The following is a 23,991-nucleotide window of genomic DNA, read 5'->3' on the forward strand; positions in this document are numbered from 1 at the left end:
ATCAGATCAGGTTGGGCAGCAGGGCGGCGGTCTGGTCGGCGAGAGTCACGCCGAGCGCTCCCAGCAGCGGCACGCCGGTCACCCACGCGTGCCAGCGGCCGATCCGCTGGTGCAGGTACACCACGCCGAACGCGGCCACGGCGAGGATCAGCGCCCACAGCGCCACCGGCACCAGCGCGCCCGCGTCGCCGGCCATGACCCGCTCCTGGTCCGGCACCGCGAACTCGGGCAGCACACCCGACGTCGGCCGCACGTCGGACGTCAACTTCGCGTCCACGCGCAGGACGTCGGATGGCAGGAAGAACGGACCGTCGGCGGTGACGAGGGTCAGCCCGCCCTTGCCGGCGGCGGGGGTGTGGCGTTGCGGGTCGCCCGCCCGGCGCACACCCTGCACCTGGTAAAGGTGCTCGCCCTGGCCGGTCGTGACGGTGATCCGGTCACCGGGCACCAAGCGGTCGACGCGCGCGAACGGCCCGCCGTAGCCCGCACGCCGGCCGAGGATCACCGACGCGCCCGCCTGGCCCGGCATCGGCGAGTCGCGCAGGTGGCCGGGACCTGATCTCAGCGCGCCCGACGACGTGCCCTCCCCCACCACCTCGCGCACGCCGAGTCGCGGGATCTCCAGGATCGCGATGGGCGTGCCGGTCGGGACCAGCCGGCCGCCGTCGTCCACCGCCGCCACGGGAGCGGTGGCGTTGGCCAGGAGGCCGCGCAGCTCGTCGTAGGCGCGGGCTTGGTCGCGGTTGTGCTTGAGCGCGCCGATCACGGCGAACTGGAACACGAAGCACAGCAGCAGCGCGCCGAAGATCGCCAGCATCTGGCCCGCGGGACGCAGCACCGACCGTGCGGGCGCCACCTGCACCACCGGCGCCTCCGGCACTGCCTGCACTACCTGCGCCACCGACGCCTCCGGTGCGGACTCCGTGTGCGCCTGAGGGGACGCCGGAGGCGCCGGTGGGGCGGTCACCGCCGAACCCGCCGCTTGCGCGCCACGAACAGCGCCAGACCGCCGAACAGCACCAGCAGACCGCCCAGGAACAACGGGAGGCCGGTCGACGCGCCCGTGCTCGCCAGACCGGGGTTCTGCGGGTTCTGCCCGCCGGCGACCGGGGTGGTGGTGTCGGTCGTCGTGTCGGTCGTCGTGTCGGTCGTCGTGCCGGTGGTGGTGTCGGTGGTGGTGTCCGTCGTGGTGATCGGGTCCGTCGTCGTGGTGGAGCTGTCGGTGGTGGAGGCCGTGGTGGTCGTGGTCGGGATGACGCCGCCGATCACTTCCCACGCGGTCGGGCTGGTGAACCGGAGGCCGGTGACGAAGGACCGCAGCTTCTGCTGGAACGCGTCCACGCAGTGCGCCTCGACGCGGTAGTCGCCCGCCAGGACCTCGCCCTCGGCGTCCTTCGCGATGTCCTTGAACGTCAGGTACTGCAACAAGGCGATGGGCTCGGACGCGGAGAAGTTCAGGTCGGTCGGCGGCAGGGCGGTCTGGCCATCGGCGAACACACCCGGACCGACGATCATCATCTGGACCTCGGTGGACCCGTTGTCGCCGCAGCCCGTCGACGTGGTGTAGGTCGGGGCGCTCTCGTCGGAGCCGGAGGTCGGGTCGACGGTGAGCGTGAACTGGTTCCCGGGCGCCGTGGTCGTGGTCGTCGGCTCGACCGTCGTCGTGGTGGTCGTCGGCTCAACGGACGTCGTCGTGGTGGTCGTGGTGGTCGTGGGCTCGACCGTCGTGGTCGTGGTGGGGTCGACCGTGGTGGTCGTGGTGGGGTCGGCGGTCGTGGTCGTCGTCGGGTCCGTGGTGGTGGACTCCGTCGTGGTCGTGGTCGTGGTCGGCTCGGTCGTCGTGGTGGTCGACTCCGTCGTGGTGGTCGTCGGCTCGGTCGTGGTCGTCGTCGGGTCCGTGGTCGTCGTGACCGGATCCGTCGTGGTGGTCGTGGGATCAGTGGTCGTAGTGGTGGGTTCGGTCGTGGTGGTGGTCGGGTCCGTCGTCGTGGTGGTCGTGGTTGTGGTGGTGGTGGTGGTCGCGTTCGGGTCGGTGGACCGGTAGTGCGTGGAGTCGGTGAAGTACAGCTTGCGGGTGAACGTGCCCTTGCTCTCGGTGGTGAACATGTCCACGCAATTCACCACGACGGTGTACTCACCCGGCGCGACGGCGGTGCTGTTGTCGACCGCGATGTCCTTGAACGACAGGCCTTGCAGCACCGGGAACCCGGCTGCGGTGGAGAATCCGACGTCGGTCGGCGTGGTCCCGATGAGGCCGTTCTCGAAGCCGCCGGGACCGTAGACGAACAGGTTGTACCCGTCCGAGTCGGTCGGGCAGCCGGCGGACGTGGTGTACAGCGGCGCGGAGATGTCGCGGCCGGTCTCCGGGTCGACGCCGAGGCTGCCCAGCGTCGCGATCGGCGGCTCGGCCTGTCCGGTCGCCGCGGTGACGATCACCACGGCGCTGACCGCGGCCAGCACGGCCGCGGCTGCCGCCACCAGTTGGCGCTTGCGCATGAGCAGTTCCTCCGTTGTATGTGGGTAGGTCAGGCGGTGCGGTGGTCAGCGGGTTCGGTGGTCAGCGGGTTCGGCGACGGTTGAGGTAGGACCACGCCCCGACCAGCGCGAGCGCGCCGACGACGCCGATGGCGACGTGCAAAAAGGGTTGCCCGCCACCGGAACCGGTGGGCGCGGCCTCGGCGGCGGCCTCAGCGGCAGCGTCGGTGGCGGGCTGGTCTGTGGGTTGGCCCGGTTGGCCCGGTTGGCCGGGCACGTCCGATGACGGCGCGGCATCAGGCTCCGGCATGGGAGCGGGCACGATCAGTGGCGCGGTCGGCTGCTGCGGCCCCTTCGCCGCCCCCACGGCCACGTACCGGGCCGGCTCGACGAAGTCCACCGTCCCGGTGAACTCGCCGTACACCTCCTGCGTGAACGCGTCGATGCAGTGCAGCCGCAGCTCGTACGGCCCGCTGAACGTGACGTTGTGGTCCGCGGCCAAGTCCTGGAACGTCAACGCCACCGGCACCTCGAACGGCCGGTCGTGCGTCAACCCGACATCGCCGTTGGCCACGATCACCAGCCCCTCGGCCGGCAGCCCGCCACCGTGCATCGTCGCCGCGTACCCCGTCGCCTCGGCGGGACAGCCCGCCGACGTGGCCAGCCGGACCGGCGCCGCGTCACGGCTCTCCCCCGGCGTCACGACCAGGCCGCCAATCGGCGCGGCGTGCGCGGTCCCGGGCATGAACAGGAACAGCGATGCGAGAAGCATGAAAGTCTTACGCGGAAACATGTTCGACCTCCGGCAGCGGTTCGGAACGCACCCGGCCACGGGACCGGCGGACGCGTCGGAACACCACGTACGCGAGCACCAGCAGCAGCACGATCACCAGCAGCCACGGCACGGCGGCGACCGTCACGCTCGCGGCGACGGCGGCGGGCGGCTCGGTGCCCGGCGGCGCGACCGGCTCGACCTGCACCAACGCGTCCAGCCAGCCGGCGGGCAACAGTCCCGGAACGGTCGCGGTGACGCGGAAGGTGTTACCCGGCAACAACTCCGGCAAGTCCGCCAAGCCGGGAGCATCGACCCCGGCGGCCCAGGGTGTCTCGACGCGCACCTTCTGCTTGCCGCCCAGCCGCACGTTGCCGGTGTTGCGGACGACGTAGGTGACGGTCGTGTCACCGCGCCCGAACAACGCACCCGCGTAGTCCGCGGTCAGGTCTTCCACGATCAGCTCGGGCCGGAGGTCGCCGGACACGCGCAGGTAGATCCGGGCGCCCACGCGCTGCTCCACGGCGACGCGCTGGCCGTCGGCCCCCGCGGCCTCGGTGGTCAGCGACGCGACGATGCCGCCGGTGTGGTCGCCGGGCGTGGCGTTGCCGGGGATGGTCAGCGTGAACGGCACGATCGCCGTGGAGCGGGCCGGGATCTGCACCTCGCCGCGCTCCAGCACGGACCACTTGCCCACGTCGACCGGCTCACGTCCGGCGGCGAGGAGGTCGAAACCGCCGTCCGGCGTGTTGAAAGCGTCACTGGCGTACACGCGCAGCGTCACCGGCTCGGTGGCCACGTTCGACACCGCGACGTGATCGCGCACCACGGCTCCCGGCGTGGCGCTGTACGTGAACGCGCTGCGGTTGTCCGGCGCCTGCGCGGTGGCGGGCCGCACGCCGAACGTCGCCGGAGCGGCCACAGCCTGCGGCGCGGCCGAAACCACGAGGGCCAACGCCGAGAGCACAAGGGCGAACAGGCCGGAAAGCGCGACACGACACCAGGTCCGCGTCATGGCAAAGTCCTTAGTGGAGGGTGGGGCGGGCCGTGGGTAACCGGCCCGCCCCGTCGATCAGATGGCGGTGAGGGTGAGCGTCGCGGTGTAGGTGCCCGCGAGCGTCGACGTCGGCACCTTCAGCGCCAGGTCGGCGCCGAGGTTCGCGGTGCCGTTGCCGCCGAGCGCGGCGGCCGTGGCCAGGGTGCGCGCGGTGGACAGGCCGAGGCCCGCACCCGCACCCGGGACGACGGCGTCGGCCGGCTCGACCACGGGGCCGGCGGTGATGTTCTGCACCGGCGACTTGTCCACGATCTTCGGCGACCAGCCGAGGTTTGCGCCGTTGATGCTGTTGGCGCCGCCGGCGAAGTCCGTCACCTGGCCGGAGACGTTCCAGCCCGGGTTGCCCGCGCGGGTGTCGGTGACCGTGATCGGGTTGAGCGCGCCGGCAGTGGTCAGCAGCGAGCCGTCGGCGGACATGACCGGCGAGGGCAGCACCACGTTCTGGTTCGCCACGCTGATCAGCAGCTCACCGGCCAGCACCTCGGTGGTGATGGTCTCGGAGGCCGAGACGCCCGCGAACGGCGTGATGTCCAGCGTCACACCGGCCGAGACGGAGGTCTCGAACGCGCCGGCGTTGGCCGGCACGAAGCGCGCGGTGAAGCTGTGCGCGCCCACGGCCAGCGTGGCGGTGGTCAGGGTGGCGTTGCCGCCGGAGACCGCCACCGGGTTGCCCAGGTTGCCGGCGCCGTCGAGGAACTGCACGGTGCCCGCCGCGGTGGCCGGGGCCACGGTGGCGCTGAGCGTCACGGAGGAGTACTGCGCCGCCGTGCCGCTCGGGGTGACCGCGAGGGCGGTCGTGGTCGGCGTCGCGACCGGGGCGTTGACCTGGTAGGACACCGCCGCCGACGTGGACGTGGAGATGTTGGCGGCGGCGCCGGTGAACACCGCGGTCAGCGAGCGGGCGCCCGCCGCGAGGTCCGAGGTGGTCAGCGTGGCGACGCCGTTGTTCACCGCGACGGCCGCGCCGAGGTTGGCCGCGCCGTCCTTGAACTGCACGGTGCCGGCGGCCGAGGCCGGGGTCACGGTGGCGGTCAGCGTCACGGGCGTGCCCGCAATGACGGGGGCGTTCGGGGACACGGCCAGCGCGGTGCTGGTGGTCACCGGGGCGTTCGGGTCCGTGGCGGACCAGGCCGTGGCGCTGGTGAAGTACAGCTCACGGGTGAACGTGCCCTTGGTCTCGCCCGTGAACAGGTCCACGCAGTTCACCGCGACGGTGTACGTGCCGGGCACGATCGTGGTGCTGTTGTCGACCGCGATGTCCTTGAAGGACAGACCCTGCAACACCGTGATCGGGCCGGAGGTCGAGAAGCCGACGTCGGTCGGCGTGGTGCCGATGAGGCCGTTCTCGAAGCCGCCCGGACCGTAGACGAACAGGTTGTAGCCGTCCGAGTCGGCGGTGCAGCCGGCCGACGTGGTGTAGGACGGCGCCTCGACGTTGACGCCGGTCTGCTTGCTGACGGTGAGCGTGCCCAGGTTGCCCGCGGGCGGGGCGGCCATGGCGACGCCGGCCGTGCCCAGGGTGGCCGCGGCGAGGGCCGCGAGCGCGATGGCGCCGCCTGCGAGGCGACGGATGACGGTGGTTCCGCGCACTGTTGACCTTCCAGAAAGTGTGGTTGCGCCGGGTCGGACTAGGACGCGGGGGTGACGAGCTGGGTGTTGCCGCAGTTCGGGCTGATGCCGAAGCCGTACTGCGTGATCACGTCGGTCTTGGTGCAGATCACCGAGTCCGCGCCGGTGAAGACCTGGTCGTAGGTCGGGTCCGTGAGCTTCGGCGTGGGCACCACGTTGTAGACGTCGCGCTTGAAGGTCGACGCCGTGTTGAGGATCGTCGGCGAGACGCCGTTGAACGTGGCCAGCACGGCCTTGCCCTGCGCGGCGGGGGCCGCGCCGTAGATCTGCGAGGCGTACACGGCGATCGAGTACGGCAGGATGTGCTTGGTGTCGGTCAGGTAGGTGCCGACGTGCTCCTGGATCGGCTGCCCGTTGACGTCCGTGTCGACCACGCACGGGTACGTCGTGGTGAAGGCGGCCGTGTTCGGCAGACCGAGCTGCTTCAGGAAGAAGTCGCGGCTGCCCGAGCCGAACTGCGGCAGCAGCGGCTTGAAGTTGGTGCCGACGCCCGGCGCGGTGCAGTTGAAGATCGACTTGAGCTGCGCCGTGGTCAGCTTCTTGCTGACCGTGCTGTCGCTGCGGACCGCGTAGGTCATGGCGTCGACGGCGAACGGGATGTAGGTCAGGTTCTTGCCCGCGTAGTTCGCGCGGTTGTCCGACGACGAGCGCGCGACCTGCACGCAGTTGTTGCCCGCCTCGACGGACGTCACCAGCGCGGTCACGCCGGCGCCGGACGAACCCGGCCGCGGGATGGTGCAGCCGGCGGCCTTGGTGGTGATGTTGTCCGAGCCGCGGGCGTCGTAGGAGCCCATGACCTTCACGCCGCCGACGAGGACCGCGTCGGACAGGCCGTTCATCACCGTCTGGGTGGTGTCCGAGCCGACGACGACGATGTCGCGGTAGGTGGGCGTGCCGACCGGGTCGGCCTGGGCCGGGGACGCCACGAGGGCGACGGCGGCGACGGCGGCAGCCGCCGCGCCGAGCATGCGCTTGCTCACTGCGGTTATCCTTTTCTGCGCAGAGGTCGAGCGGACTTCGTGTCCACTCGCTGTCCGGCGCGGTCACGCGCACCGGTGTTCGTTTTCGTGGTCTGTCCGGTTCGTGTCGGAGCGCCAACTCCGGCACGGCCGGGCAGTCTCGGCCTCACCTCCCTCTTCTGGGCTGTACGCCTTTCTTCACGGACAGCCCTTCTTCGTGGACGTCACGTCACGACCCGCCCCGGCCGAACCGCTGCAACAGCGGCCCCGCGCCGGTGGCCAGGCCGCCGACGACGAGCAGGCCCGCGAGCAGGTTCCGCAGCCACCAGCCGACCGGGCCGGCGGGCGTGTTCTCGATCTGCGCGACCGGTGTGGCCGACGGCGGCGGTTCGGCCGCCGCGACCGGCGGCGGAGCGGGCGCGGCAGGAGCGGCGGGCGCGGCCGTGCGGGTCGTGGCACGCGGACGGGTCGTCACCGGTGCGGCGGCTGCTTCCTCCTGCGTCGGCGACACGATCGCCTTGCCCGCGTCACGCTCGATCACACCTGCCGCGTCGATGGCCGGCTTGCGCAGCACGTCCGGCAGCGGCAGGTAGCCCAGCGGCAACTGGCCCTCGCCCTCACCGCGGGTCTGGCCCGATCCCGCCGCGAACCGCAGGAACTTCGCGTACTCCGCGCCCGCCGCCGCGGTCATCGCCGACGGAACGGCCGCCGCGTAGGTGACGGCGGGCAGCGGGTAGGCGTCGGCCGCCTTCGTGGTCGGGTTCGCCCGGCCGACGCCCGGCACGTCGGTGGCGCGCAACTGGCCGACCGCCGCACGCAGGCCCGCGTCGTCCGGCGCCACGAAGTTGCCGGCGCTGTTGCGCAGCTTGGCGGTGTGCAGGCCGTAACGGGCGGCTGTCGCCGTGTCCACCAACGCCAGCAGGCTGCGTTCACCCGCGGGCTGGCGCGGCACCTTGCCGTAGCCCGGCTTGGTCGGGTCGGCCGGGTCCGGCAGGCCGGTCGGCGAGCGGCCCAGCGTGTCGCCGCGGCTGATCGCCCGGCCGCCCTCGTGCATGTCGGCGGCCAGCGGCCGGGCCGTCAACGCGCAGTCCGGCCCCAGCGGGAACGGCAGTTCCTGGCAGCTGAGGTCCTGCTTGGGGAAGTTCTGCACCGGCAGCGACAGCCCCCGGTAGTTCTGGTTGACCACCATGCCCGCCGGGTCCGGCGTCCCGTTCAGGAACGCGCGGGCGTCCGGGTCGGCGTCGATCCAGGTCCACAGGGTCGCGGTCATGTCCAGGTCGACCGACGGCACGAGGACGTCCAGCGTGTTCATCAACGCGCCGTAGGTCTTGAAGTCCGGGTTCAGGTCGAGGAACTCCGGGTCCTCGTTGAGCCGCCGGTGGTTCTTCGCCAGGTACGGCTGCTTGCCCGGCACCGCGTCCCGGTACGACTGGGTGAGCAGCTTGGCGACGAGCCTCGGCGTCAGCTTCAACTCGGTGATCAGCTGCCCGTCGCGCTGCCACACCGCCGGGTCCGTCTCCACCGCCGGCCCGCGCGACTGCCGTTCCATGACGAACGCGATCGCCAGCCCGGACACCGCGACGGGCGCGTGCACCACCGGGCGTTCCGGCGTGCCCGGCTGGGGCTCGGTCATGAACACCATCCCCGGCGCCGCCGACGCGAGCCGTTCGCGGCTGATCCGGTCGGGCACCCTGGTGAAGCCGAACACCGTGCCGCCGTTCGCGCACAGCGCGGGCTGCCAGCGGCCGACCGCGTCGGCGACGAACTCGTGCCCGGCGAGCGTCCGCTCGGCCGCGCCGATCGGACAGGCCACCCCCACCGGCCGGAAGTCCAGCTTGATCGGAACGGCCTGCTCCCAGTTGGTCCGGCTCAGCGGCGAGGAGTCCAGGTTGTTGCTGGTGTGGTCGACACCGGGCTTCCTGCCGTTGACCTCGGTGTCACCGCGCGGCACGACGACCAGCCAGCAGTGCCGCGGCTTGCCCTGGTCCGGGCCGGACGCGCGGACCTCGCCGCAGCCGAGGCCGAACGCCTCCAGCGCGGTCTGCACCTCGAAGTCGACTTCACCCGTGCCGTCGGCGCGGGTCTTGGCGAACGGCACCTCGTTGGTGGTGCCCGCGTCGAAGAACGTGCCGAACGACGTGGTCTTCTGGCCCTTCACGGAGTGGAACTCGGCGTAGGCGGCGCCGTTCGCGGGAACCGGTGTGGTCTCGGCCGGGTCCTTCGGGTCGCTGTAGGCGATCTGCCTGCTCTTGGTGAAGTTGCCCAGGCCCAGACCGGCCTGCCCCTCCAACCCGCCGAACTGGCACTGCTCGCGGGTCGGGCCCTTCGGGTCGTCACCCCAGCACTGCATGATCTGGAGGTAGTCGGTGGCGAACCGGCCGACCGGACCGGTCTCCCGGCCGCCGGTCCAGCTGACCCGCACGGTCTGGTTGATCAGGTCCCGCGTGTGCGACACCGTGACGCGCAGGTCCGGGAACTTGTCCCGGCCGGGCACCGTGACTTCGGACGTCGAGGGTTGGGACGTCGAGGGTTGGGCGCCGACCGGAGCCGCCGGCACCAGGGCGATCCCGGCGGTCACGAGGAGTGCCGCCAGCGTCAACCGGATGAGCTTCATCTGCCCTCTCCCCGTCCGCGCAGCCGCCGGGCCACCAGCGGCGGTCCCACCACGAGCGCGACGAGCAGCACACCCGCCACCGCGACCAGCAATGCCGTGTTGTCCTCACGCAGATCCACCGAGACCGGGGTCGCGTAGGCCTCTTCGCGGGCACGCCGTGCGACCTTGGCGGTGCTCTCCCCGGCCGCCACGTCCTCGACCACGGCCGCCTCTTCCCCGGCCGCCGCCTGCTCCTCGACCACGGCGGCCTCTTCCTGTTCCGCCGCCGCCGCCTCACCGCCGCCGGTCCGGGTGGCCTCCTTCGCGCCGCCGGTGCCGTCCTCGCACTGGATCGGCCCCTGCTTGTCGCAGTCCTTCGGCTGCGGCGCGGTCACCGCGAGGGTGTTCGTCCCGTCCGCCGAGAAGGTCGGGTTGTTGCACTTGCTGATGTCCTTGTTCTGCCTGGTCGTGCCGGGGATCTTGGCGACCTGGTCCATCCCGGCCCGGACCAGGTTGATCGGCAGCGGCGAGTACCCGAGCAGGTCGGCCTGCTGCTGCCCCTCGCACAGGAAGTAGTAGGCGAAGTCGGACAGGGTCCGGCCCTTGTCCTTGGTGAACTTCGCCGTCTCCTTGGTGGGCAGGACCATGTAGCTGTAGCTGGCCATCGGGTAGCTGCGCGCGTCCTGGTTGCCGTAGACCTGGCTGAGGTCCTGGGTCAGGTCGGTCTCGTTCACCTTCGCCGCGAGCAGCGCGACCGCGACCGCCGACGACTTCGGCTCGACGTAGTACCCCTTGGCGTTGAGCAGCTTCACCACCGGGAACGCCGCGGCGCGGGCGTAGGAGTACTCGACGTAGGTGATCGAGCCCTCGGTGCCCTCCTGCCGCACGTAGTTGGCGACGCCGATGGACAGGTCCTGGCCCACCATCGGCGGGATCTTGGGGTAGTTGGACGTGAACCCGCACGGCGTGGCGCGCTTGGCCCGTCGGCAGAAGTCGTCCCACAGCCCCGGGTGCTGGCTGGCCATCCAGGAGGTGAACTGCGCGGTGCTGCCCGAGCCGTCCGACCGCACCACCGGCACGACCTTGCGGTCCGGCAGCTTCAGCCCGGGGTTGTCCCGGGCGATCGCCGGGTCCGCCCACGTGGTGATCACGCCGGTGAAGATCTTGGTGACGACCTCGCCGGACAACCGCAGGTTGGTGACCCGCTTGCCGCCGATCTTCAGGTTGTACATCAGCGACGTGCCGCCCGCGACGATCGGCATGTAGGCGTACGTGCCCTCCGCCGGCGGCACGTCACGCACACCGCCGTCGGTCAGGCCGTACGGGATCTCCGACACCGCGAAGTCGACCTGGCCGGCCTTGAACTGGTTGCGGCCGGTGCTGGACCCGCTGCCGGTGAAGCTGATCCGCATCCCGTACTGCGCGACGTTCGTGCGCCACTGGTCGATCGCGTTGCTGCTCCACGTGGAGCCGCTGCCGCTGATCGGCGTGTAGCTCTGCGCCGACGCGGCCGGTGCGGCGACGGTCAGCACCAGGCCGACGACGGCCAGCAGGCTCAAGGGCCGGGTGATCATCTCTCTCCTCACTTCGACCGCCCGCCCCGGCCGCGGCCACCGACCACTCGGGCGAGCACGAACAGGACCAGCACCAGGCCCATCAGCACTGCGGCGGCGCCGAAACCGCGTTGCTTCATCGTTTCCTCCGACGACGTGACCATCTGGAAGGTCGCCAGCGGCAGCGACACCTGGGAGTCGACGAACGGGTTCCAGTTCAGGAACGGGGTGAAGCCGGCCGTGATCAGCACCGGCGACGTCTCACCGACACCGCGTGCGGTGGCCAGCAGCACGCTCGTGGTCAGGCCGGACCGCGCCGTCGGCAGCACCACGTGCCACACCGTGCGCAGTTGACCGGCGCCCAGTGCCAGCGAGGCTTCCTTCAGCGAGCTGGGCACCATCCGGAGCACCACGTCCGCCGCACGGATCATGATCGGCAGCATCATCACGCTGATCGCGCAGCCCGCGGCGAAGCCGGAGCGCTCGAAGCCCAGCCCGAGGATCAGCGCCGCGTAGACGAACAGACCAGCCACGATGGACGGCAGGGCGGTCATCGCCTCCACCACCGTGCGCACCACCCGGGTGAAGAAACCCCAGGTCTCGTTGAGGAACACGGCACAGGCCAGTCCCAAGGGGACGGTGATGACCAGGGCGATGGTGATCTGCATCAGCGTGCCGACGGCGGCGTGCATCACCCCGCCGAGCTCCAACGGGTCCAGCGTGCCCGCGTGCGCCATGTCGTCGGTGAAGAAGTTGAGGTGCGCCAACGCTTCCGCGCCCATGACGATCGGGTAGGCCACGATGAACACCAGCGCGCCGAGCGCCACCAGCGCGAAGCTGTGCACGACCGCGGAAGCGAGCCGGTCGCGCACGGCCAGCGCGTCGTCGTGCAGCGAGATCAGCAGCGCGTACAGGCCGAGGAACAGGGCGTAGGCGATCGCGATGAACGCCATCGCACCGCTGAACGGCGCGATCTGGTCGAACAGCAGGCCCGTCGACGCGATCGCGGCCGCCGCCGCGCCCAGTGCCGCCCCGAGGTCCGACCGCCGCGCGGCGCCCGTCACCCGGCGCACTTCCGGTGTCGTCATGTCAGTCACTCCCCTGGCCGGACCGGCTGCGCGCGATGACGGCGGAGGCCACGAAGTTGACCACCAGCGTGAGCACGAACAACGCCAGACCGGCCGCCATCAGCGCGGACAGGCCGAACGGGCTCGCCGCGCCCCACTGCTGCGCGATGAGGGCGGACACGGAGTTGCCGCCGCTGCCCAGGATCTGGGTCTGGATGGCGAAGACCGGCGCGATGATCATGGCCACCGCGATGGTCTCGCCGAGCGCCCGGCCGAGGCCGAGCATCGTGCCGCCGATCATGCCGCTGCGCCCGAACGGCAGCACCACGCTGCGGATGACGCCCCACCGGGTGGCGCCGAGCGCGTACGCGCCCTCGCGTTCCCCTTGCGGCGCCTGGGTGAACGACTCGCGCATCACCGAGCAGATGAACGGCATCACCATGAACCCGACGACCAGCCCGGCCCAGAACGTCGAGGTGACGTAGGCCGAGTCGGTGGACAGGGGGTTGTCCGGGTCGGCGCCCTCGACGTCCAGGAACGGGATCCAGCCGAACTGGATCGACAGCCACCGCGGCACGTCCACGCCCTGCCACTGGAGGAACGTCGAGCCGAACAGCCCGTAGACGACGCTGGGCACCGCGGCCATCAGGTCGACCAGGCTCGTCAGTGCCTGCCTGATCCGCGGCGGGGCGTACTCGGAGATGTAGAGCGCCACGCCCAGCGCCAGCGGGAACGCGATCACCAGCGCCACGGACGCGATCAGCACCGTGCCGACCAGCACCGCCGCGATGCCGAAGTCCAGCGAGTCCGGCTCCCACGTCTGGGTGGTGAAGAAGTCGAAGCCGGCCTCGGAGATCGCGTCCGCGCCGCGGGTGGCGAGGAAGAGTCCGACAGTGGCCATCACCACCAGCACCGCGAGCCCCGCCACCCGCAGGACCGACCGGAACACGCGGTCGATCCCGCCGGAAGGCCCCACGCGGCGACGTGGGCCGTCGGCGCGTTCCGTGGGCGGTGGACTGAGGGTCACGGTCATCTTCGGGAACTCCCGAGTCGGCGGGCCGGGGTCGGTGGCTTCGTCGTGCTGCGCTGGTTCGGCGCAAGCAGAACCCGCCGAGTTTTCGCGGTCCGGATGCGGCCGTGAACAACGGACGAACGCGGGAAAGGGATTGGGGTCCGATACGCCGATCGGCAGCGCGGTGAATACCCGGATTCCCGCATCAGAATTGCTCCACCGGCGCACGGCCGACGGTCGGCGCGAGCTCCACGAGTTCGAGAAAACTGCGGCACGCGTACTGGGCCTGGATCCGCCGGTGATAACTGCGGCTGGACACGGCGAGGACGCACCCCTCCAGCCGCAGCCGCCAGGACCACAACTTCGCGTCACGGGACATCGTCGTGGTGCTGTCGATCAGGCGTTCACGCAGCTCATCGACCGAATGGACGCAGGCTTCGACGGTCGGGAAGACGATCGCGGACTGACCGAGACTACGGTTGTTGGCCGACAGGAAGCGCCACGTGACACCGGAGTCGGCGGGTCTGTAGAGCTGGAAACGGGCAGCGGCCATCGGGTTTTCCCCCACTCATTCGTGCGCCCCCGACGCCATGTCGAATGCTCGGTTTCACGGGTTGACGCGGGGTCAACAACCGGCGTCCGGCAGGTGACGGTCATCCTCACGGCGAACGGCCAACCACCCGGCCGTCACGGACGGAAATTGGTCCGTCACGAATACTCGCGTAGTCCGTCACGGACAATAATCGGACGACTCCGAAAATGGACGAAGCCGTCGGTGGTAGCACTTTCGGCCGATACGGAGCGGTTCGCCGGCTCGTACCATGGCCCGGTGCGCGAACTGCTTCGCTCGGTGTGGCGGGAGCCCCGGCCGGTCCCTCCGTCGCCCCGGGCGTGGTGGGACTGGGCGCTGGTGGCCGTGCTGGTGCCGCTTGCCGTGGCCGAGGGGGTGCTCCGGGCCGACCTCTCCGACCGGGTGTTCTCCGTCGTCGTGGACATCGGTCTCATGTCGACGCTGTTGTGGCGCCGGTCCAGGCCGTTGGCGGCGGTGGCGGTCGCGTTCGGTGGCGTCGCGGTGTGCTCGGTCGTGATGGGGCGTGAGTTCCCCGACCAGGACGTGATGGTCTACCTGCTGCTGTTGCCGTTCGCGTTGTTCCGCTGGGGTTCCGGGCGGGAGATGGTGCTCGGGGCGGCGATCATGCTGGGCAAGGTGGGGTTGTCCGCGGCCTTGGGCCACCTGCTCCCATCGGACGCGCTCGCCGGGGTCATCGTGCTGTTCTCCGCGATGACGTTGGGCGCCGCCGTGCGCTACCGGTCCCGGGCTCGTGCGCGCGAGCTGGACCAGGTGAAGCTGGTGGAGCGGGAACGGCTGGCGCGCGACCTGCACGACACCGTCGCCCACCACATCACCGCGATGGCCATCCGGGCACAGGCCGGGATCGCGACCGCCAGCACCGACCCGTCGGCCGCGGTGGACGCGCTGCGCGTGATCGACGCCGAGGCCGGCCGGGCGCTGGACGAGATGCGGAGCATCGTCCGCATCCTGCGCACCGAAGGCCCGGTGGACCCGGTGGACCTGGCACCCAACCCCGGCGTCGCGGACCTCGGGCGGCTTGTGTCGTTGTCGCGCGGCGGGCCGGCCGTCGCGGTGGAGGTGGACGGCGAGCTGGACGACCTGCCGTCACCGGTCGCCGCGGCCGTCTACCGGTTGGCGCAGGAGGCGGTCACCAACGCGCGGCGGCACGCCCGGCACGCGACCCGCATCGACGTGCGCGTGGTGGCCGACGACACCGAGGTGCGGCTGCGGGTGAGTGACGACGGCGAGCCGCGTGCGTCCGGTGCGCCGGGCTACGGGCTCATCGGCATGAGCGAGCGCGCGAACCTGCTCGGCGGCACCTGCGCGGCCGGACCGAACGCCGACCGGGGCTGGACCGTGACGGCCGTGCTGCCGAGGTCGTCCCGGTGAGCATCCGGGTGCTGGTCGCCGACGACCAGGAGATCGTCCGGACCGGGCTCGCCATGATCCTCAACGCCCAGCCGGGCATCGACGTCGTGGGTGAGGCGGCGGACGGGCGCGAGGCCGTCGACCTGGCCCGCCGGCTGCGCCCTGACGTGTGCCTCTTCGACATCCGGATGCCGGTGCTCGACGGCATCGAAGCCACCCGCCGCCTCGCCGGACCGACCGTCGACCAGCCGCTCGCGGTCGTCGTCATCACGACGTTCGACCTGGACGAGTACGTCTACGCCGCGTTGCGTGCGGGCGCACGCGGTTTCCTGCTCAAGAACGCGGGAGCGGACATGCTCACGCGTGCGGTTCACGCGGCAGCGGCCGGGGACGCGTTGATCGCGCCGAGCATCACCGCCCGGTTGCTGGCGGCGTTCGCCGAGAACGAGCCCGCGACGCCACCGCCCCAGCCGATCGATCCCCTGACCGGCCGGGAGGAGCAGATCCTCGTCGCGGTGGCGAGCGGGCGGACCAACAACGAGATCGCCGGCGAATTCCACATCACGCTCAGCACGGTCAAGTCCCACATCGCCAGCCTGATGACCAAGCTGGGCGCGCGGAACCGCGTCGAGATCGCGATGTGGGCCTACGAGACCAATCGCGTGCGGTCCAGGTAACGCCGAAAGTACGACGCCAGTACGACGCCGCGGTCGCACCATCGGCCACCGGAACCCCGGCCCAACGCCCGATGATCCAGGCCCGTCCGGTCGGCACGATCAAGGCCATGACAACGAGAACCCAGGTCAAGCCGCAGTGGCGCATACCCGCCGCGCTGATCCTGCTAAGCGCGATCCCGGTCGTGGCAGGCATGTTTCGGACGGTCCAGCTGGTCGCGGGGGCGGAGGTCACGCCGGACAACGCCCGGTTCTTCGCCTCACCCGTGCCGGTCTTGCTGCACATCGTTTCCGTGACCGTGTACTGCGTCGTGGGCGCGTTCCAGTTCGTCCCCGGCCTGCGCGGTCGCCGGTCCGGGTGGCACCGCCTGGCGGGTCGGTTCCTCGTCCCCTGTGGGCTGGTCGCGGCGGCGTCCGGCCTCTGGATGACGTTGTTCTACCCTCACGGCCCGGCGGTGGGCGACCTCCTCACCGTCATCCGCGTCGGGTTCGGCACGTTCATGTTCGTCGCCCTGATCCTCGGCCTGATCGCAATCCGCAAACGCTCCTTCACCACCCACCGCGCGTGGATGATCCGTGCCTACGCGATCGCTCTGGGGGCGGGTTCGCAGGCCGTGATCATCGGCACCTGGATGCTCGCCGTCGGCCCGCCGGACGAGTTCGCCAACGCCCTGCTGATGGCGGCGGCCTGGACACTGAACCTCGCCGTGGCCGAACGCGTCATCCGCCGACGTTGACGGTCGGCTGCGTCGTTGACGGTGGCCGGCGTCCGAATGACCTCAACTGCTTGTCGGACAACGGCCGTCCAGGGCTCCTCACGGACCTCCACGGTCGATCATCATGCCAACAGCCGGCTCAGCCGCGCAGGCGGCGGACGACGTACCTGGCGTCACGGCCGACGCCGCGCAAAGTGGCCGACGACAAGGTGCGCTGCCACTCCAGACCCACATAGCCCAGACCCCGGTGGGTTGTCGAGATGCCCGCACGGTGTTGTGGATAGCCGTCGGGGTCCAGTGCGGCCGTCGACTCCAGGTACGAGAGACCCGGCCGGTAGCCGGTGGCGAGGATGATCGCGTCCAAGGGTTCCCGGGTGCCATCCGACCAGGTCACGGTCGTGGCGTCCAGGTTGGTGAACATGGCCCTGCGGTCGGGGTGGCCCGATTCGAACGCGGACCGGTAGACGCCGGTGTCCAGCACCGGTGTGGAGAACTGCTCGGGGAGCCACCGGCCGATCGGCGCGGCGTCCACGCCGGTGACCTTCAACCACCAGTGCAGGTCACGGCCCGCCGGCCGTTGCGACGCGAAACGGACCGGCTTCCGACTCGCCAACGTCACCCTGGCCACTCGCGCCAACTCGACCGCGATCTGCACCGCGGAGTTGCCCGCGCCCACCACCACGATCCGCTTGTCCCGGTACGGAACCGGATCGCGGTACTCGGCCGCGTGCACCACCGAGCCGGTGAACGTGTCCAGTCCGGGCAGCGCGGGACGGTAGGGAGCGCCGAAGCCGCCGGTGGCCGCGATCACCCGACGCGCCGTCAGCGTCCGGTCGGCCAGCGTCGCCTCGAACCCACCGTCGGCGGCCACGACCTTCTCCACCCGGTGACCAGTGCGGATGTCGACGTCGAGGTGGTCCGCGTACCCGGCCAGGTAGTCCACCACCTCGTCCCGCGTCGGGTACCGGTCCGGGTCACCGCCGAACGCCAACCCCGGCAGCGAGCAGTACCTGGCCGGGGAGAACAACGTGAGGCTGTCGTAGTAACCCGCCCACGACCCGGTCGGACGTTCGCCCGCCTCCAGCACCACCGGCCGACCACCCACCGCCTTCACCGCGTGCGCGGCGGCCAGACCCGACTGGCCACCGCCGATCACGATCCACTCTTCCATCGACATGAGTCGATAGTATCGGCTTTTCCCGTAATGACGATAGATCTGGGATGCTGGTCCCATGGCGGAACTGGGCGAGCACTCACGCCGCTTCCTCAAAGCGCTGGCCGGCGAGACCAGGCAGCAGCTGATGGAGGCGTTCAGCGGCAACGCCGAGCTGACCGTCGGCCAGGTCGCCGAACGGGCCGGCATCGCGCAGTCCACCGCGTCCGAGCACCTGGCCATGCTCCGCGAAGGCGGCCTGCTCACCGCCCGCCGTGACGGCAAGACCGTCTACTACCGCGCCAACCCAGCCGGGATCGCCGCGGCGCTCACCGAACTCCAGGGCTACCTGGCCGTCTGCTGCCCACCGACAGAGTGAACGGGCGCGCGAAACAGTCCGCGCGCCCTCACGTAAATCAAGCCCACAGGATCAGAAGTCGAACTTGTCGATGTTGCCCTGGTCGAACACGGTGGGCGGCCCGAGCACGACGATGCCGTCGGCGCCGATGGTGTACTCGCCGAGCTTGCCCGCCTTGAACTTCTCGCCCGACGCGCCCGTGATCTGGCCGGACGCCAGCGCCGCGCCCGCGTACGCCGCCAGGTAGCCGAGGTCGGCCGGGCTCCACAGCGCGAACGACTTCACCGTGCCGTCCTTGACGAACTCACGCATCTGGTTCGGCGTGCCGAGCCCGGTCAGCGCCACCTTGCCCTTGTACTCCGAACCCGACAGGTAACGCGCCGCAGCCGCGACGCCGACCGTGGTGGGCGAGACGATGCCCTTCAAGTCCGGGTACGAGCGCAGCAGGCCCTGGGTCTCCTGGAACGACTTCTGGTCCTCGTCGTTGCCGTAGGCGACCGTGACGAGCTCGATCTTGGCGTACTCGGGCTTCTTCAGCTCTCCACGCATCAGCTCGATCCACGCGTTCTGGTTCGTCGCGTTGGGCGTCGCGGACAGGACCGCGATCTTGCCCTCGCCGCCGATCTGCTCCGAGATCAGCTTGACCTGGTTCTCCGCGATGCCCTCGGCCGTCACCTGGTTCACGAACACGTCCCGGCACTCCGGCTTGGTGTCCGAGTCGAACGTGACGACCTTGGCGCCCGCCTGCCGTGCGCTGTTGAGCGCGCCGCAGATCGCGTTCGGGTCGTTCGCGGACGTCACGATCACGTCGGTCTGCTGCTGCGACAACGTGTTGATGTAGCTGACCTGCGACGACGCGCTGGCCTCGGAGGGCCCGACCTCCTTGTACTTGCCCTTGAACTCCTCGGTCGCGGTCTTGCCACCCCCGTCGGCCACGGTGAAGTACGGGTTGTTGACCTGCTTCGGCAGGAACGCCACGTCGAGCCCCTCGACCAGCGCCGCGTCGGGGTTGGCCTGGCCGGTGGCCTGGTTGGCCGTGGGGCTGTCGTCGGAGCCGCGGGTGGTGCCACCGCACGCGGTGACGAGCAACGCCAGAACCGCGATCAGGCCGACGCGCACGGTGCGTTGGTGCTGTGACATGGAGCTTCCTCTCTCGGCAGGGACAAACGTCAGGCGGTGCGTTGTCGTCGTCGCCACCGGGTCCGCGCCATGCCGACCACGTTGGGCACCACGACCGAGGCGATGAGCAGCCCGCCGGTGACGACGTTGAGCGTGTCCGCGGCGACGTCGGCGAGTTGGAGGGCGTTGCGAACGGCGCCGAGCAGCAGCACGCCGGCCAGCACCCCGAGCAGGGTGCCGCGACCGCCGAAGATCGAGACACCGCCCAGCAGCACGGCGGCGACGACCGCGAGCTCCAGACCGGCGGCGTTGTCGGCCCGCGCGCTGGCGAACCGCAGCGTCCAGTACACGCCCGCCAGACCCGACACCGCGCCGGACACGACGAACAGCCAGAACTTCGCCCGCGCGACCCGGATACCGGAGAACGTCGCCGCCTCGGCGTTGTTGCCCATCGCGTACAGGGACCGGCCGAACGGGGTCGCGTGCAGCACCACGCCGAACACGACCGCCAGCACCAGCGTCACGACCGCCGCCCACGGCACGGACCCGCCGCCGACGGTGCTGCTCGCCGCGGTCGTCCAGCTGAACGGGAAGTCGGCCACGGCCTGGTCGCCCAGCACCACGAACGCCAGACCGCGGTACGCCGCCAGGGTGCCGATCGTGACCGCCAGCGACGGCAGCGCGAACCGCGTCACGAACACCGCGTTCACCGCGCCCAGCACCGCGCCGAGACCCACCACCAGGACCACGACCAGCTCCAGCGACAGGCCCGCCACCCACAGCTGCCCCATCACCGCGCTGCACAGGCCGAGCGTGCTGGCCACCGACAGGTCGATCTCCCCGGTGATGACGATCAGCGTCAACGGCAGGGCGATCAACGCGATCGCGACCACGTCCAGCAGCAGGAACTGGAAGTTCCGGCCACTGGCGAAGCCCTCGACCAGCACCCCGGCGACGACCACGACGGCGGCGAGCACCACCAGGAGCACGGTGTCCCAGCGGGCCAGCGTGGAACGCACGACGTCACGCGCCATGGGACGACCTCCCTCGCAAGCGGTTCGCCGCACGGACGGCCAGCAGCCGGTCCAGACCGATGGCGGCGAGGATCAGACCGCCGACGACGGCCTGCTGCCAGAACGGGTTGATCCGCAGCACCGCCAGCGAGCTGCCGATCGTGGTCAACAGCAACGCGCCGAGCGCGGCCCCGTACACGCTGCCGCTGCCACCGAAGATCGCCACGCCCCCGACCACGGCCGCCGCCACGACCTGGAGTTCGATCCCGGTGCCCACGGTGGCGTCGATCGTGCCGAAACGTGCCGCGTACAGGACACCGGCCAGCCCCGCCAGCGCGCCGCAGACGACGAACGAGGTGAACACCCGCCGCCCCACCGGGATGCCGGACAGGCGCGCGGCGGCCGGCTCGGAACCGATCGCGTACAGCTCACGGCCGCTGCGGTAATTGCGCAGGTAGAACCCGACCGCCAGCATCACGGCCAGCGCGATGAGCGCCAGCACCGGGACACCGAGCACGGTCCACGTGCCCAGGCCGAGGAACGAGCGCGGCATGTCCGAGGCGTTGATCTGCTCGCCACGCGCCCACGAGTGGTCGATGCCGCGGAACGCGTAGAGCGTGCCGAGCGTGATCACCAACGCGGGCACCCGTGCGGCGGCCACCAGCACGCCGTTGACCACACCGCACACCGCGCCCAAGCCGACACCCACCAGGACGGCCACCACGGTCGGCGTTCCCGGCGCGGAGCTGAGCAGCTTGCCGGTGGCGAACGCGACCAGCCCCAGCACCGCGCCGACCGACAGGTCGATGTTGCGGGAGATGATCACCACCGTCTGCCCGACCGCGAGGACCACCAGGATCGCCGCGCCGAGCATCAAGTCCCGCAGGCTCTGCGGGGACAGGAAGTTAGGACTGTCCACAGTGGTCACAAGCACCAGCAGCCCCAGCGCGACCACGATGCCGAACTCACGTGCCAGCCACAGTTTGTGGACGAACCGCGACCCGTTCTCCCGGGCGCTCACGCCGACACCCGGCCCGTGGCGGCGAACATGACCGACTCCTCCGTCGCCTCGTCACGGGTCAACGACGCGGTGATCCGTCCTTCGTGCATGACCAGCACCCGGTCGGCCATCCCGAGCACTTCGGGCAGCTCGGACGACACCATCAGCACCGCGACCCCGTCGGCGGCCAACCTGGACAGCAACCGGTGCACCTCGGCCTTCGTGCCCACGTCGATGCCCCGCGTCGGCTCGTCCACGATCAGCACCTTGGGATCGGTGGCCAGCCACTTGGCCAGCACGACCTTCTGCTGGTTGCCACCGGACAGTGTGCCGACCGCGTCCGACAGCCGCCCGTACTTGACCTGCAACCTCTTCGTCCACTCCCGCGCCGAACGGCGTTCGCGCCCGCCGCCGAGCAAACCCAAGCGGGACAACGGCTTCAGTCGGGTTAGCGTCGCATTGCGCTCGATCGACAGCTCCATGACCAGCCCCTGCTGGCGACGGTCCTCCGGCACCAGCGCGATCCCGGACGCCACCGCCGCGGCCGGTGAGCCGACCGGAAGCCGTTTCCCGGCCACCCGCGCCTCGCCCTCGTCGTAGCGGTCGATCCCGAACACCGCCCGCACCACTTCACTGCGTCCGGCGCCGACCAAACCTGCCAACGCGACGATCTCGCCCGCCCGCACCGAGAACCCGATGTCGGAGAACACCCCGTGCCGGGTCAACCCGTGGACCTCCAGCACCACGTCACCAGGCTCGACATCCTCCTTGGGGAACAACGTGGACACGTCACGCCCGACCATCCGCCGCACCACCTGGTCGACGGTCAGGTCGGCGACCGGGTCGGTCGACACCCACGTGCCGTCCCGCATCACCGTGAGCCGTTGGCACAACGAGAACACCTCGTCGAAGCGGTGGGAGATGAACAGCACGGCCGCACCCTGCTCACACAGGGCACGGGCCACCGCGAACAGCCGCTCCACCTCCACCCCGGACAACGCGGCGGTCGGTTCGTCCATCACCAGCACGCGCGCATCCAGCGACAACGCCTTGGCGATCTCGATCAACTGCTGGTCCGCGATGGACAGACCACGCGCGGGACGGTCCGGGTCGATGCGCACACCGAGCCGGTCGAACAGCCGCACCGCGTCCGCCTTCATCGCCGCCCGGTCGATACAGCCGAACCGACCCAACGGCTGCCGGCCCATGAAGATGTTCTCCGCCACCGAAAGGTCCGGGAACAGCGTCGGCTCCTGGTAGATGACCGCGATCCCGGCCGCCTGAGCCGCCGCGGGCCCGGTCAGCCGCAACTCCCGGCCGTCGAGCACGATCACGCCCGTGTCCGGCTCGTGCACACCGGCCAGCATCTTCACGATCGTCGACTTGCCCGCGCCGTTCTCCCCGACCAACGCGTGCGCCTCACCGCCGTGCAGCGGGAACGACACCTCGCGGACGGCCGCCACAGCGCCGAACGACTTGGAGACACCCCGCACCTCCAGCAGTGGAGCCGCGCGTTCCCCGCCCATTCGGCACCCCCATGACTGAAATGTTTCAAGTCAATGCTGACCTTGGAGGCTAGGCCTGGCAGGGAGGAGCGTCAACGGTTCGGCCGCGACTCCACCTGTATGCGGCACGTTTCAACCCGACTGTCGCATAAGGCCCGACATCGTCCACATCGGACGGGGGTTACGCGACCCCACCGAGTGGACGCAGGCGGGTGGAGTCCCGCACGACCAGCTCCGGCTCGAACACCCGCTGCTCGTGCACGTGGCCCACGGAATGCCGCGCCTCGGCCAGCATCAACTCCGCCGCCGTGCGACCGAGGAGTTGGCGGGGCTGGGCGACCGACGTCAGCGGCACGGCGGCGGCGGCGGCGAACTCGATGTCGTCGTAGCCGACGATCGCGAGGTCTTCGGGTACCCGAAGACCGAGCCGCACCGCCTGCTGGAGCAGGCCGAGCGCGAGCATGTCGTTGGCGCAGAACGCCGCCGTCGGACGCCTGGACACTGGCAGCCCGGCCAGTCGCTCCCCCGCCCGCCTGCCCTCGGCGACGTCGAGACGCGTCGTCTCCAGCAGGGTGAGCGGCTCGGCGTCGGCGCGGGCCAAGGCCTGCTGCGCGCCCGTGATGCGGTCCTCGACCTGGCCGATCGAGCGCGGTCCGCCGACGAACGCGATCCGGCGGTGCCCGGCGTCGAGCAGGTGGGACACGGCGAGGTCGCCGCCCAGCACGTCGTCCACCGACACCGAGCAGCGGTCCGGGCCCGCGCCGCGGTCGACGACCACGACGGGCGTGCCCCGGCCGGCCAGCGCGGCGATCCGCGGGTCGTCCGCGTCGACGGGCGTGATCAGGATGCCCTCGACCCGTTGCTGCTCCAGCAGGTCGAGGTACATGGCCTGGCGGACGCGGTCCTCGCCGCCGTCGCACAGGAACAGCGCGAGCCCGGCCGCGTCGGCCACCTGCTGCGCGCCCGCCGCGACGTCGGTGAAGAAGGGGTTGCGCGCGTCGAGGACCACGTAGGCGAGGGTGCGGCTGGTGCCGCCGCGGAGCTGCCGGGCCGACTCGTTGCGCACGAAGCCCAGCTCGGCGATCGCGTCCACCACGCGCTTGCGGGTGCGCTCGGCGACCATGTCCGGCCGGTTGAGCACGTTCGACACGGTCCCCAGGGACACCCCGGCGCGTGCGGCGACGTCCTTCATGCTCGGCGCGGCCACTCCGGCACCCCTCCTCCGTGCTCGACGCGGACGTGGGATGAAACGTCCAAGCACTGGCTTCGCGGCGAGTTTAGCAGCAGGATCGACAGTCCGACCGGTACCGGATCCGCCCTGTACAGGACCGTTGTGAAACGTTCCAAAGTGGGCTAACGTCGGTGCTGCCGGTTGACCCAGCTGTCGAGAGGAA

General features: G+C 70.7%; 21 protein-coding genes. 4 read left to right on the plus strand and 17 right to left on the minus strand.

Annotated features, from left to right (window positions below; genetic code table 11):
* Window position 1: 1 nt before the first annotated feature.
* The 11 genes from F4560_RS26755 to F4560_RS26805 all read right to left on the minus strand — a co-directional run bounded on the left by F4560_RS26755 (window position 2) and on the right by F4560_RS26805 (window position 13,670).
* Window positions 2–967: a sortase gene (locus F4560_RS26755; RefSeq protein ID WP_312869492.1), complete on the minus strand. Its 966-nt coding sequence runs from the start codon at window positions 965–967 to the stop codon at window positions 2–4.
* Entirely contained in the window at window positions 964–2,496 is a 1,533-nt protein-coding gene (locus F4560_RS26760; protein WP_184924323.1) for a hypothetical protein, read from the minus strand. The genes F4560_RS26755 and F4560_RS26760 overlap by 4 nt, the downstream gene beginning before the upstream one ends.
* Before the next feature lie 61 nt (window positions 2,497–2,557).
* A complete protein-coding gene (locus F4560_RS26765; RefSeq protein ID WP_184924325.1) occupies window positions 2,558–3,247 on the minus strand; it encodes a hypothetical protein in 690 nt (229 codons plus the stop codon).
* A gap of 7 nt (window positions 3,248–3,254) precedes the next feature.
* Window positions 3,255–4,262: a WxL protein peptidoglycan domain-containing protein gene (locus tag F4560_RS26770; protein ID WP_184924327.1), complete on the minus strand. Its 1,008-nt coding sequence runs from the start codon at window positions 4,260–4,262 to the stop codon at window positions 3,255–3,257.
* A 57-nt stretch (window positions 4,263–4,319) separates the two neighbouring features.
* A complete protein-coding gene (locus F4560_RS26775; RefSeq protein ID WP_312869493.1) occupies window positions 4,320–5,894 on the minus strand; it encodes an Ig-like domain repeat protein in 1,575 nt (524 codons plus the stop codon).
* Window positions 5,895–5,932: 38 nt separating this feature from the next.
* Complete coding sequence (locus F4560_RS26780) at window positions 5,933–6,913, minus strand: hypothetical protein (protein WP_312869494.1); 981 nt, start codon at window positions 6,911–6,913, stop codon at window positions 5,933–5,935.
* A 208-nt stretch (window positions 6,914–7,121) separates the two neighbouring features.
* Window positions 7,122–9,506: a hypothetical protein gene (locus tag F4560_RS26785; protein WP_184924329.1), complete on the minus strand. Its 2,385-nt coding sequence runs from the start codon at window positions 9,504–9,506 to the stop codon at window positions 7,122–7,124.
* A complete protein-coding gene (gene pstS, locus F4560_RS26790) occupies window positions 9,503–11,059 on the minus strand; it encodes a phosphate ABC transporter substrate-binding protein PstS (protein ID WP_184924339.1) in 1,557 nt (518 codons plus the stop codon). Before pstS ends, F4560_RS26785 begins: the two co-directional genes overlap by 4 nt.
* Before the next feature lie 8 nt (window positions 11,060–11,067).
* Window positions 11,068–12,126, minus strand: a complete 1,059-nt coding sequence (gene pstA, locus F4560_RS26795) for a phosphate ABC transporter permease PstA (RefSeq protein ID WP_184924341.1) — start codon at window positions 12,124–12,126, stop codon at window positions 11,068–11,070.
* A 1-nt stretch (window position 12,127) separates the two neighbouring features.
* Window positions 12,128–13,138 (minus strand): phosphate ABC transporter permease subunit PstC, encoded by a 1,011-nt coding sequence (gene pstC / locus F4560_RS26800; protein WP_184924343.1) that lies wholly within the window; start codon window positions 13,136–13,138, stop codon window positions 12,128–12,130.
* A 184-nt stretch (window positions 13,139–13,322) separates the two neighbouring features.
* The gene (locus F4560_RS26805) at window positions 13,323–13,670 is read right to left on the minus strand and encodes a YegP family protein (protein ID WP_184924345.1); all 348 of its coding nucleotides are present in this window, start codon (window positions 13,668–13,670) and stop codon (window positions 13,323–13,325) included.
* A gap of 276 nt (window positions 13,671–13,946) precedes the next feature.
* On the opposite strand from F4560_RS26805, the gene F4560_RS26810 reads away from it, so the two are divergent.
* The 3 genes from F4560_RS26810 (at window position 13,947) to F4560_RS26820 (ending at window position 16,470) form a co-directional block, all read left to right on the plus strand.
* The gene (locus F4560_RS26810; RefSeq protein WP_184924347.1) at window positions 13,947–15,080 is read left to right on the plus strand and encodes a sensor histidine kinase; all 1,134 of its coding nucleotides are present in this window, start codon (window positions 13,947–13,949) and stop codon (window positions 15,078–15,080) included.
* The gene (locus F4560_RS26815) at window positions 15,077–15,736 is read left to right on the plus strand and encodes a response regulator transcription factor (protein WP_184924349.1); all 660 of its coding nucleotides are present in this window, start codon (window positions 15,077–15,079) and stop codon (window positions 15,734–15,736) included. Before F4560_RS26810 ends, F4560_RS26815 begins: the two co-directional genes overlap by 4 nt.
* Window positions 15,737–15,843: 107 nt before the next feature.
* Entirely contained in the window at window positions 15,844–16,470 is a 627-nt protein-coding gene (locus tag F4560_RS26820) for a DUF2306 domain-containing protein (protein ID WP_184924352.1), read from the plus strand.
* Window positions 16,471–16,588: 118 nt separating this feature from the next.
* Here F4560_RS26820 and F4560_RS26825 read toward each other — a convergent pair whose 3' ends face one another.
* Window positions 16,589–17,620 carry a flavin-containing monooxygenase gene (locus F4560_RS26825; RefSeq protein WP_221484710.1) on the minus strand — a complete coding sequence of 344 codons (1,032 nt, stop codon included), beginning with the start codon at window positions 17,618–17,620 and terminating at the stop codon, window positions 16,589–16,591.
* 61 nt (window positions 17,621–17,681) lie between these two features.
* Here F4560_RS26825 and F4560_RS26830 point away from each other — a divergent pair, with 61 nt between their 5' ends.
* Complete coding sequence (locus tag F4560_RS26830; RefSeq protein WP_184924357.1) at window positions 17,682–17,981, plus strand: ArsR/SmtB family transcription factor; 300 nt, start codon at window positions 17,682–17,684, stop codon at window positions 17,979–17,981.
* 51 nt (window positions 17,982–18,032) lie between these two features.
* Here the strand turns inward: F4560_RS26830 and rhaS are convergent, their stop codons facing one another.
* The 5 genes from rhaS to F4560_RS26855 all read right to left on the minus strand — a co-directional run bounded on the left by rhaS (window position 18,033) and on the right by F4560_RS26855 (window position 23,789).
* Window positions 18,033–19,100 (minus strand): rhamnose ABC transporter substrate-binding protein, encoded by a 1,068-nt coding sequence (rhaS, locus tag F4560_RS26835; protein ID WP_184924359.1) that lies wholly within the window; start codon window positions 19,098–19,100, stop codon window positions 18,033–18,035.
* A 29-nt stretch (window positions 19,101–19,129) separates the two neighbouring features.
* Window positions 19,130–20,113, minus strand: coding sequence for an ABC transporter permease (locus F4560_RS26840; protein ID WP_184924361.1), 984 nt, complete (start codon window positions 20,111–20,113; stop codon window positions 19,130–19,132).
* A complete protein-coding gene (locus F4560_RS26845) occupies window positions 20,103–21,113 on the minus strand; it encodes an ABC transporter permease (protein WP_184924364.1) in 1,011 nt (336 codons plus the stop codon). Before F4560_RS26845 ends, F4560_RS26840 begins: the two co-directional genes overlap by 11 nt.
* Window positions 21,110–22,618: a sugar ABC transporter ATP-binding protein gene (locus tag F4560_RS26850; protein ID WP_184924366.1), complete on the minus strand. Its 1,509-nt coding sequence runs from the start codon at window positions 22,616–22,618 to the stop codon at window positions 21,110–21,112. The genes F4560_RS26845 and F4560_RS26850 overlap by 4 nt, the downstream gene beginning before the upstream one ends.
* Window positions 22,619–22,778: 160 nt before the next feature.
* Window positions 22,779–23,789: a LacI family DNA-binding transcriptional regulator gene (locus F4560_RS26855; protein ID WP_184929419.1), complete on the minus strand. Its 1,011-nt coding sequence runs from the start codon at window positions 23,787–23,789 to the stop codon at window positions 22,779–22,781.
* Window positions 23,790–23,991: the final 202 nt, after the last annotated feature.

Origin of the sequence: Saccharothrix ecbatanensis (assembly GCF_014205015.1) — a bacterium.
GTDB lineage: Bacteria > Actinomycetota > Actinomycetes > Mycobacteriales > Pseudonocardiaceae > Actinosynnema > Actinosynnema ecbatanense.

What these genes read in the sequence shown, in the direction of transcription:
- F4560_RS26760 (WP_184924323.1), bottom strand. Translation starts at nt 2,496, where the DNA reads ATGCGCAAGCGCCAACTGGTGGCGGCAGCCGCGGCCGTGCTGGCCGCG.
- F4560_RS26765 (WP_184924325.1), bottom strand. Translation starts at nt 3,247, where the DNA reads ATGCTTCTCGCATCGCTGTTCCTGTTCATGCCCGGGACCGCGCACGCC.
- F4560_RS26770 (WP_184924327.1), bottom strand. Translation starts at nt 4,262, where the DNA reads ATGACGCGGACCTGGTGTCGTGTCGCGCTTTCCGGCCTGTTCGCCCTT.
- F4560_RS26785 (WP_184924329.1), bottom strand. Translation starts at nt 9,506, where the DNA reads ATGAAGCTCATCCGGTTGACGCTGGCGGCACTCCTCGTGACCGCCGGG.
- pstS (WP_184924339.1), bottom strand. Translation starts at nt 11,059, where the DNA reads ATGATCACCCGGCCCTTGAGCCTGCTGGCCGTCGTCGGCCTGGTGCTG.
- pstA (WP_184924341.1), bottom strand. Translation starts at nt 12,126, where the DNA reads ATGACGACACCGGAAGTGCGCCGGGTGACGGGCGCCGCGCGGCGGTCG.
- pstC (WP_184924343.1), bottom strand. Translation starts at nt 13,138, where the DNA reads ATGACCGTGACCCTCAGTCCACCGCCCACGGAACGCGCCGACGGCCCA.
- F4560_RS26805 (WP_184924345.1), bottom strand. Translation starts at nt 13,670, where the DNA reads ATGGCCGCTGCCCGTTTCCAGCTCTACAGACCCGCCGACTCCGGTGTC.
- F4560_RS26820 (WP_184924352.1), top strand. Translation starts at nt 15,844, where the DNA reads ATGACAACGAGAACCCAGGTCAAGCCGCAGTGGCGCATACCCGCCGCG.
- F4560_RS26825 (WP_221484710.1), bottom strand. Translation starts at nt 17,620, where the DNA reads ATGGAAGAGTGGATCGTGATCGGCGGTGGCCAGTCGGGTCTGGCCGCC.
- F4560_RS26830 (WP_184924357.1), top strand. Translation starts at nt 17,682, where the DNA reads ATGGCGGAACTGGGCGAGCACTCACGCCGCTTCCTCAAAGCGCTGGCC.
- rhaS (WP_184924359.1), bottom strand. Translation starts at nt 19,100, where the DNA reads ATGTCACAGCACCAACGCACCGTGCGCGTCGGCCTGATCGCGGTTCTG.
- F4560_RS26840 (WP_184924361.1), bottom strand. Translation starts at nt 20,113, where the DNA reads ATGGCGCGTGACGTCGTGCGTTCCACGCTGGCCCGCTGGGACACCGTG.
- F4560_RS26850 (WP_184924366.1), bottom strand. Translation starts at nt 22,618, where the DNA reads ATGGGCGGGGAACGCGCGGCTCCACTGCTGGAGGTGCGGGGTGTCTCC.
- F4560_RS26855 (WP_184929419.1), bottom strand. Translation starts at nt 23,789, where the DNA reads ATGAAGGACGTCGCCGCACGCGCCGGGGTGTCCCTGGGGACCGTGTCG.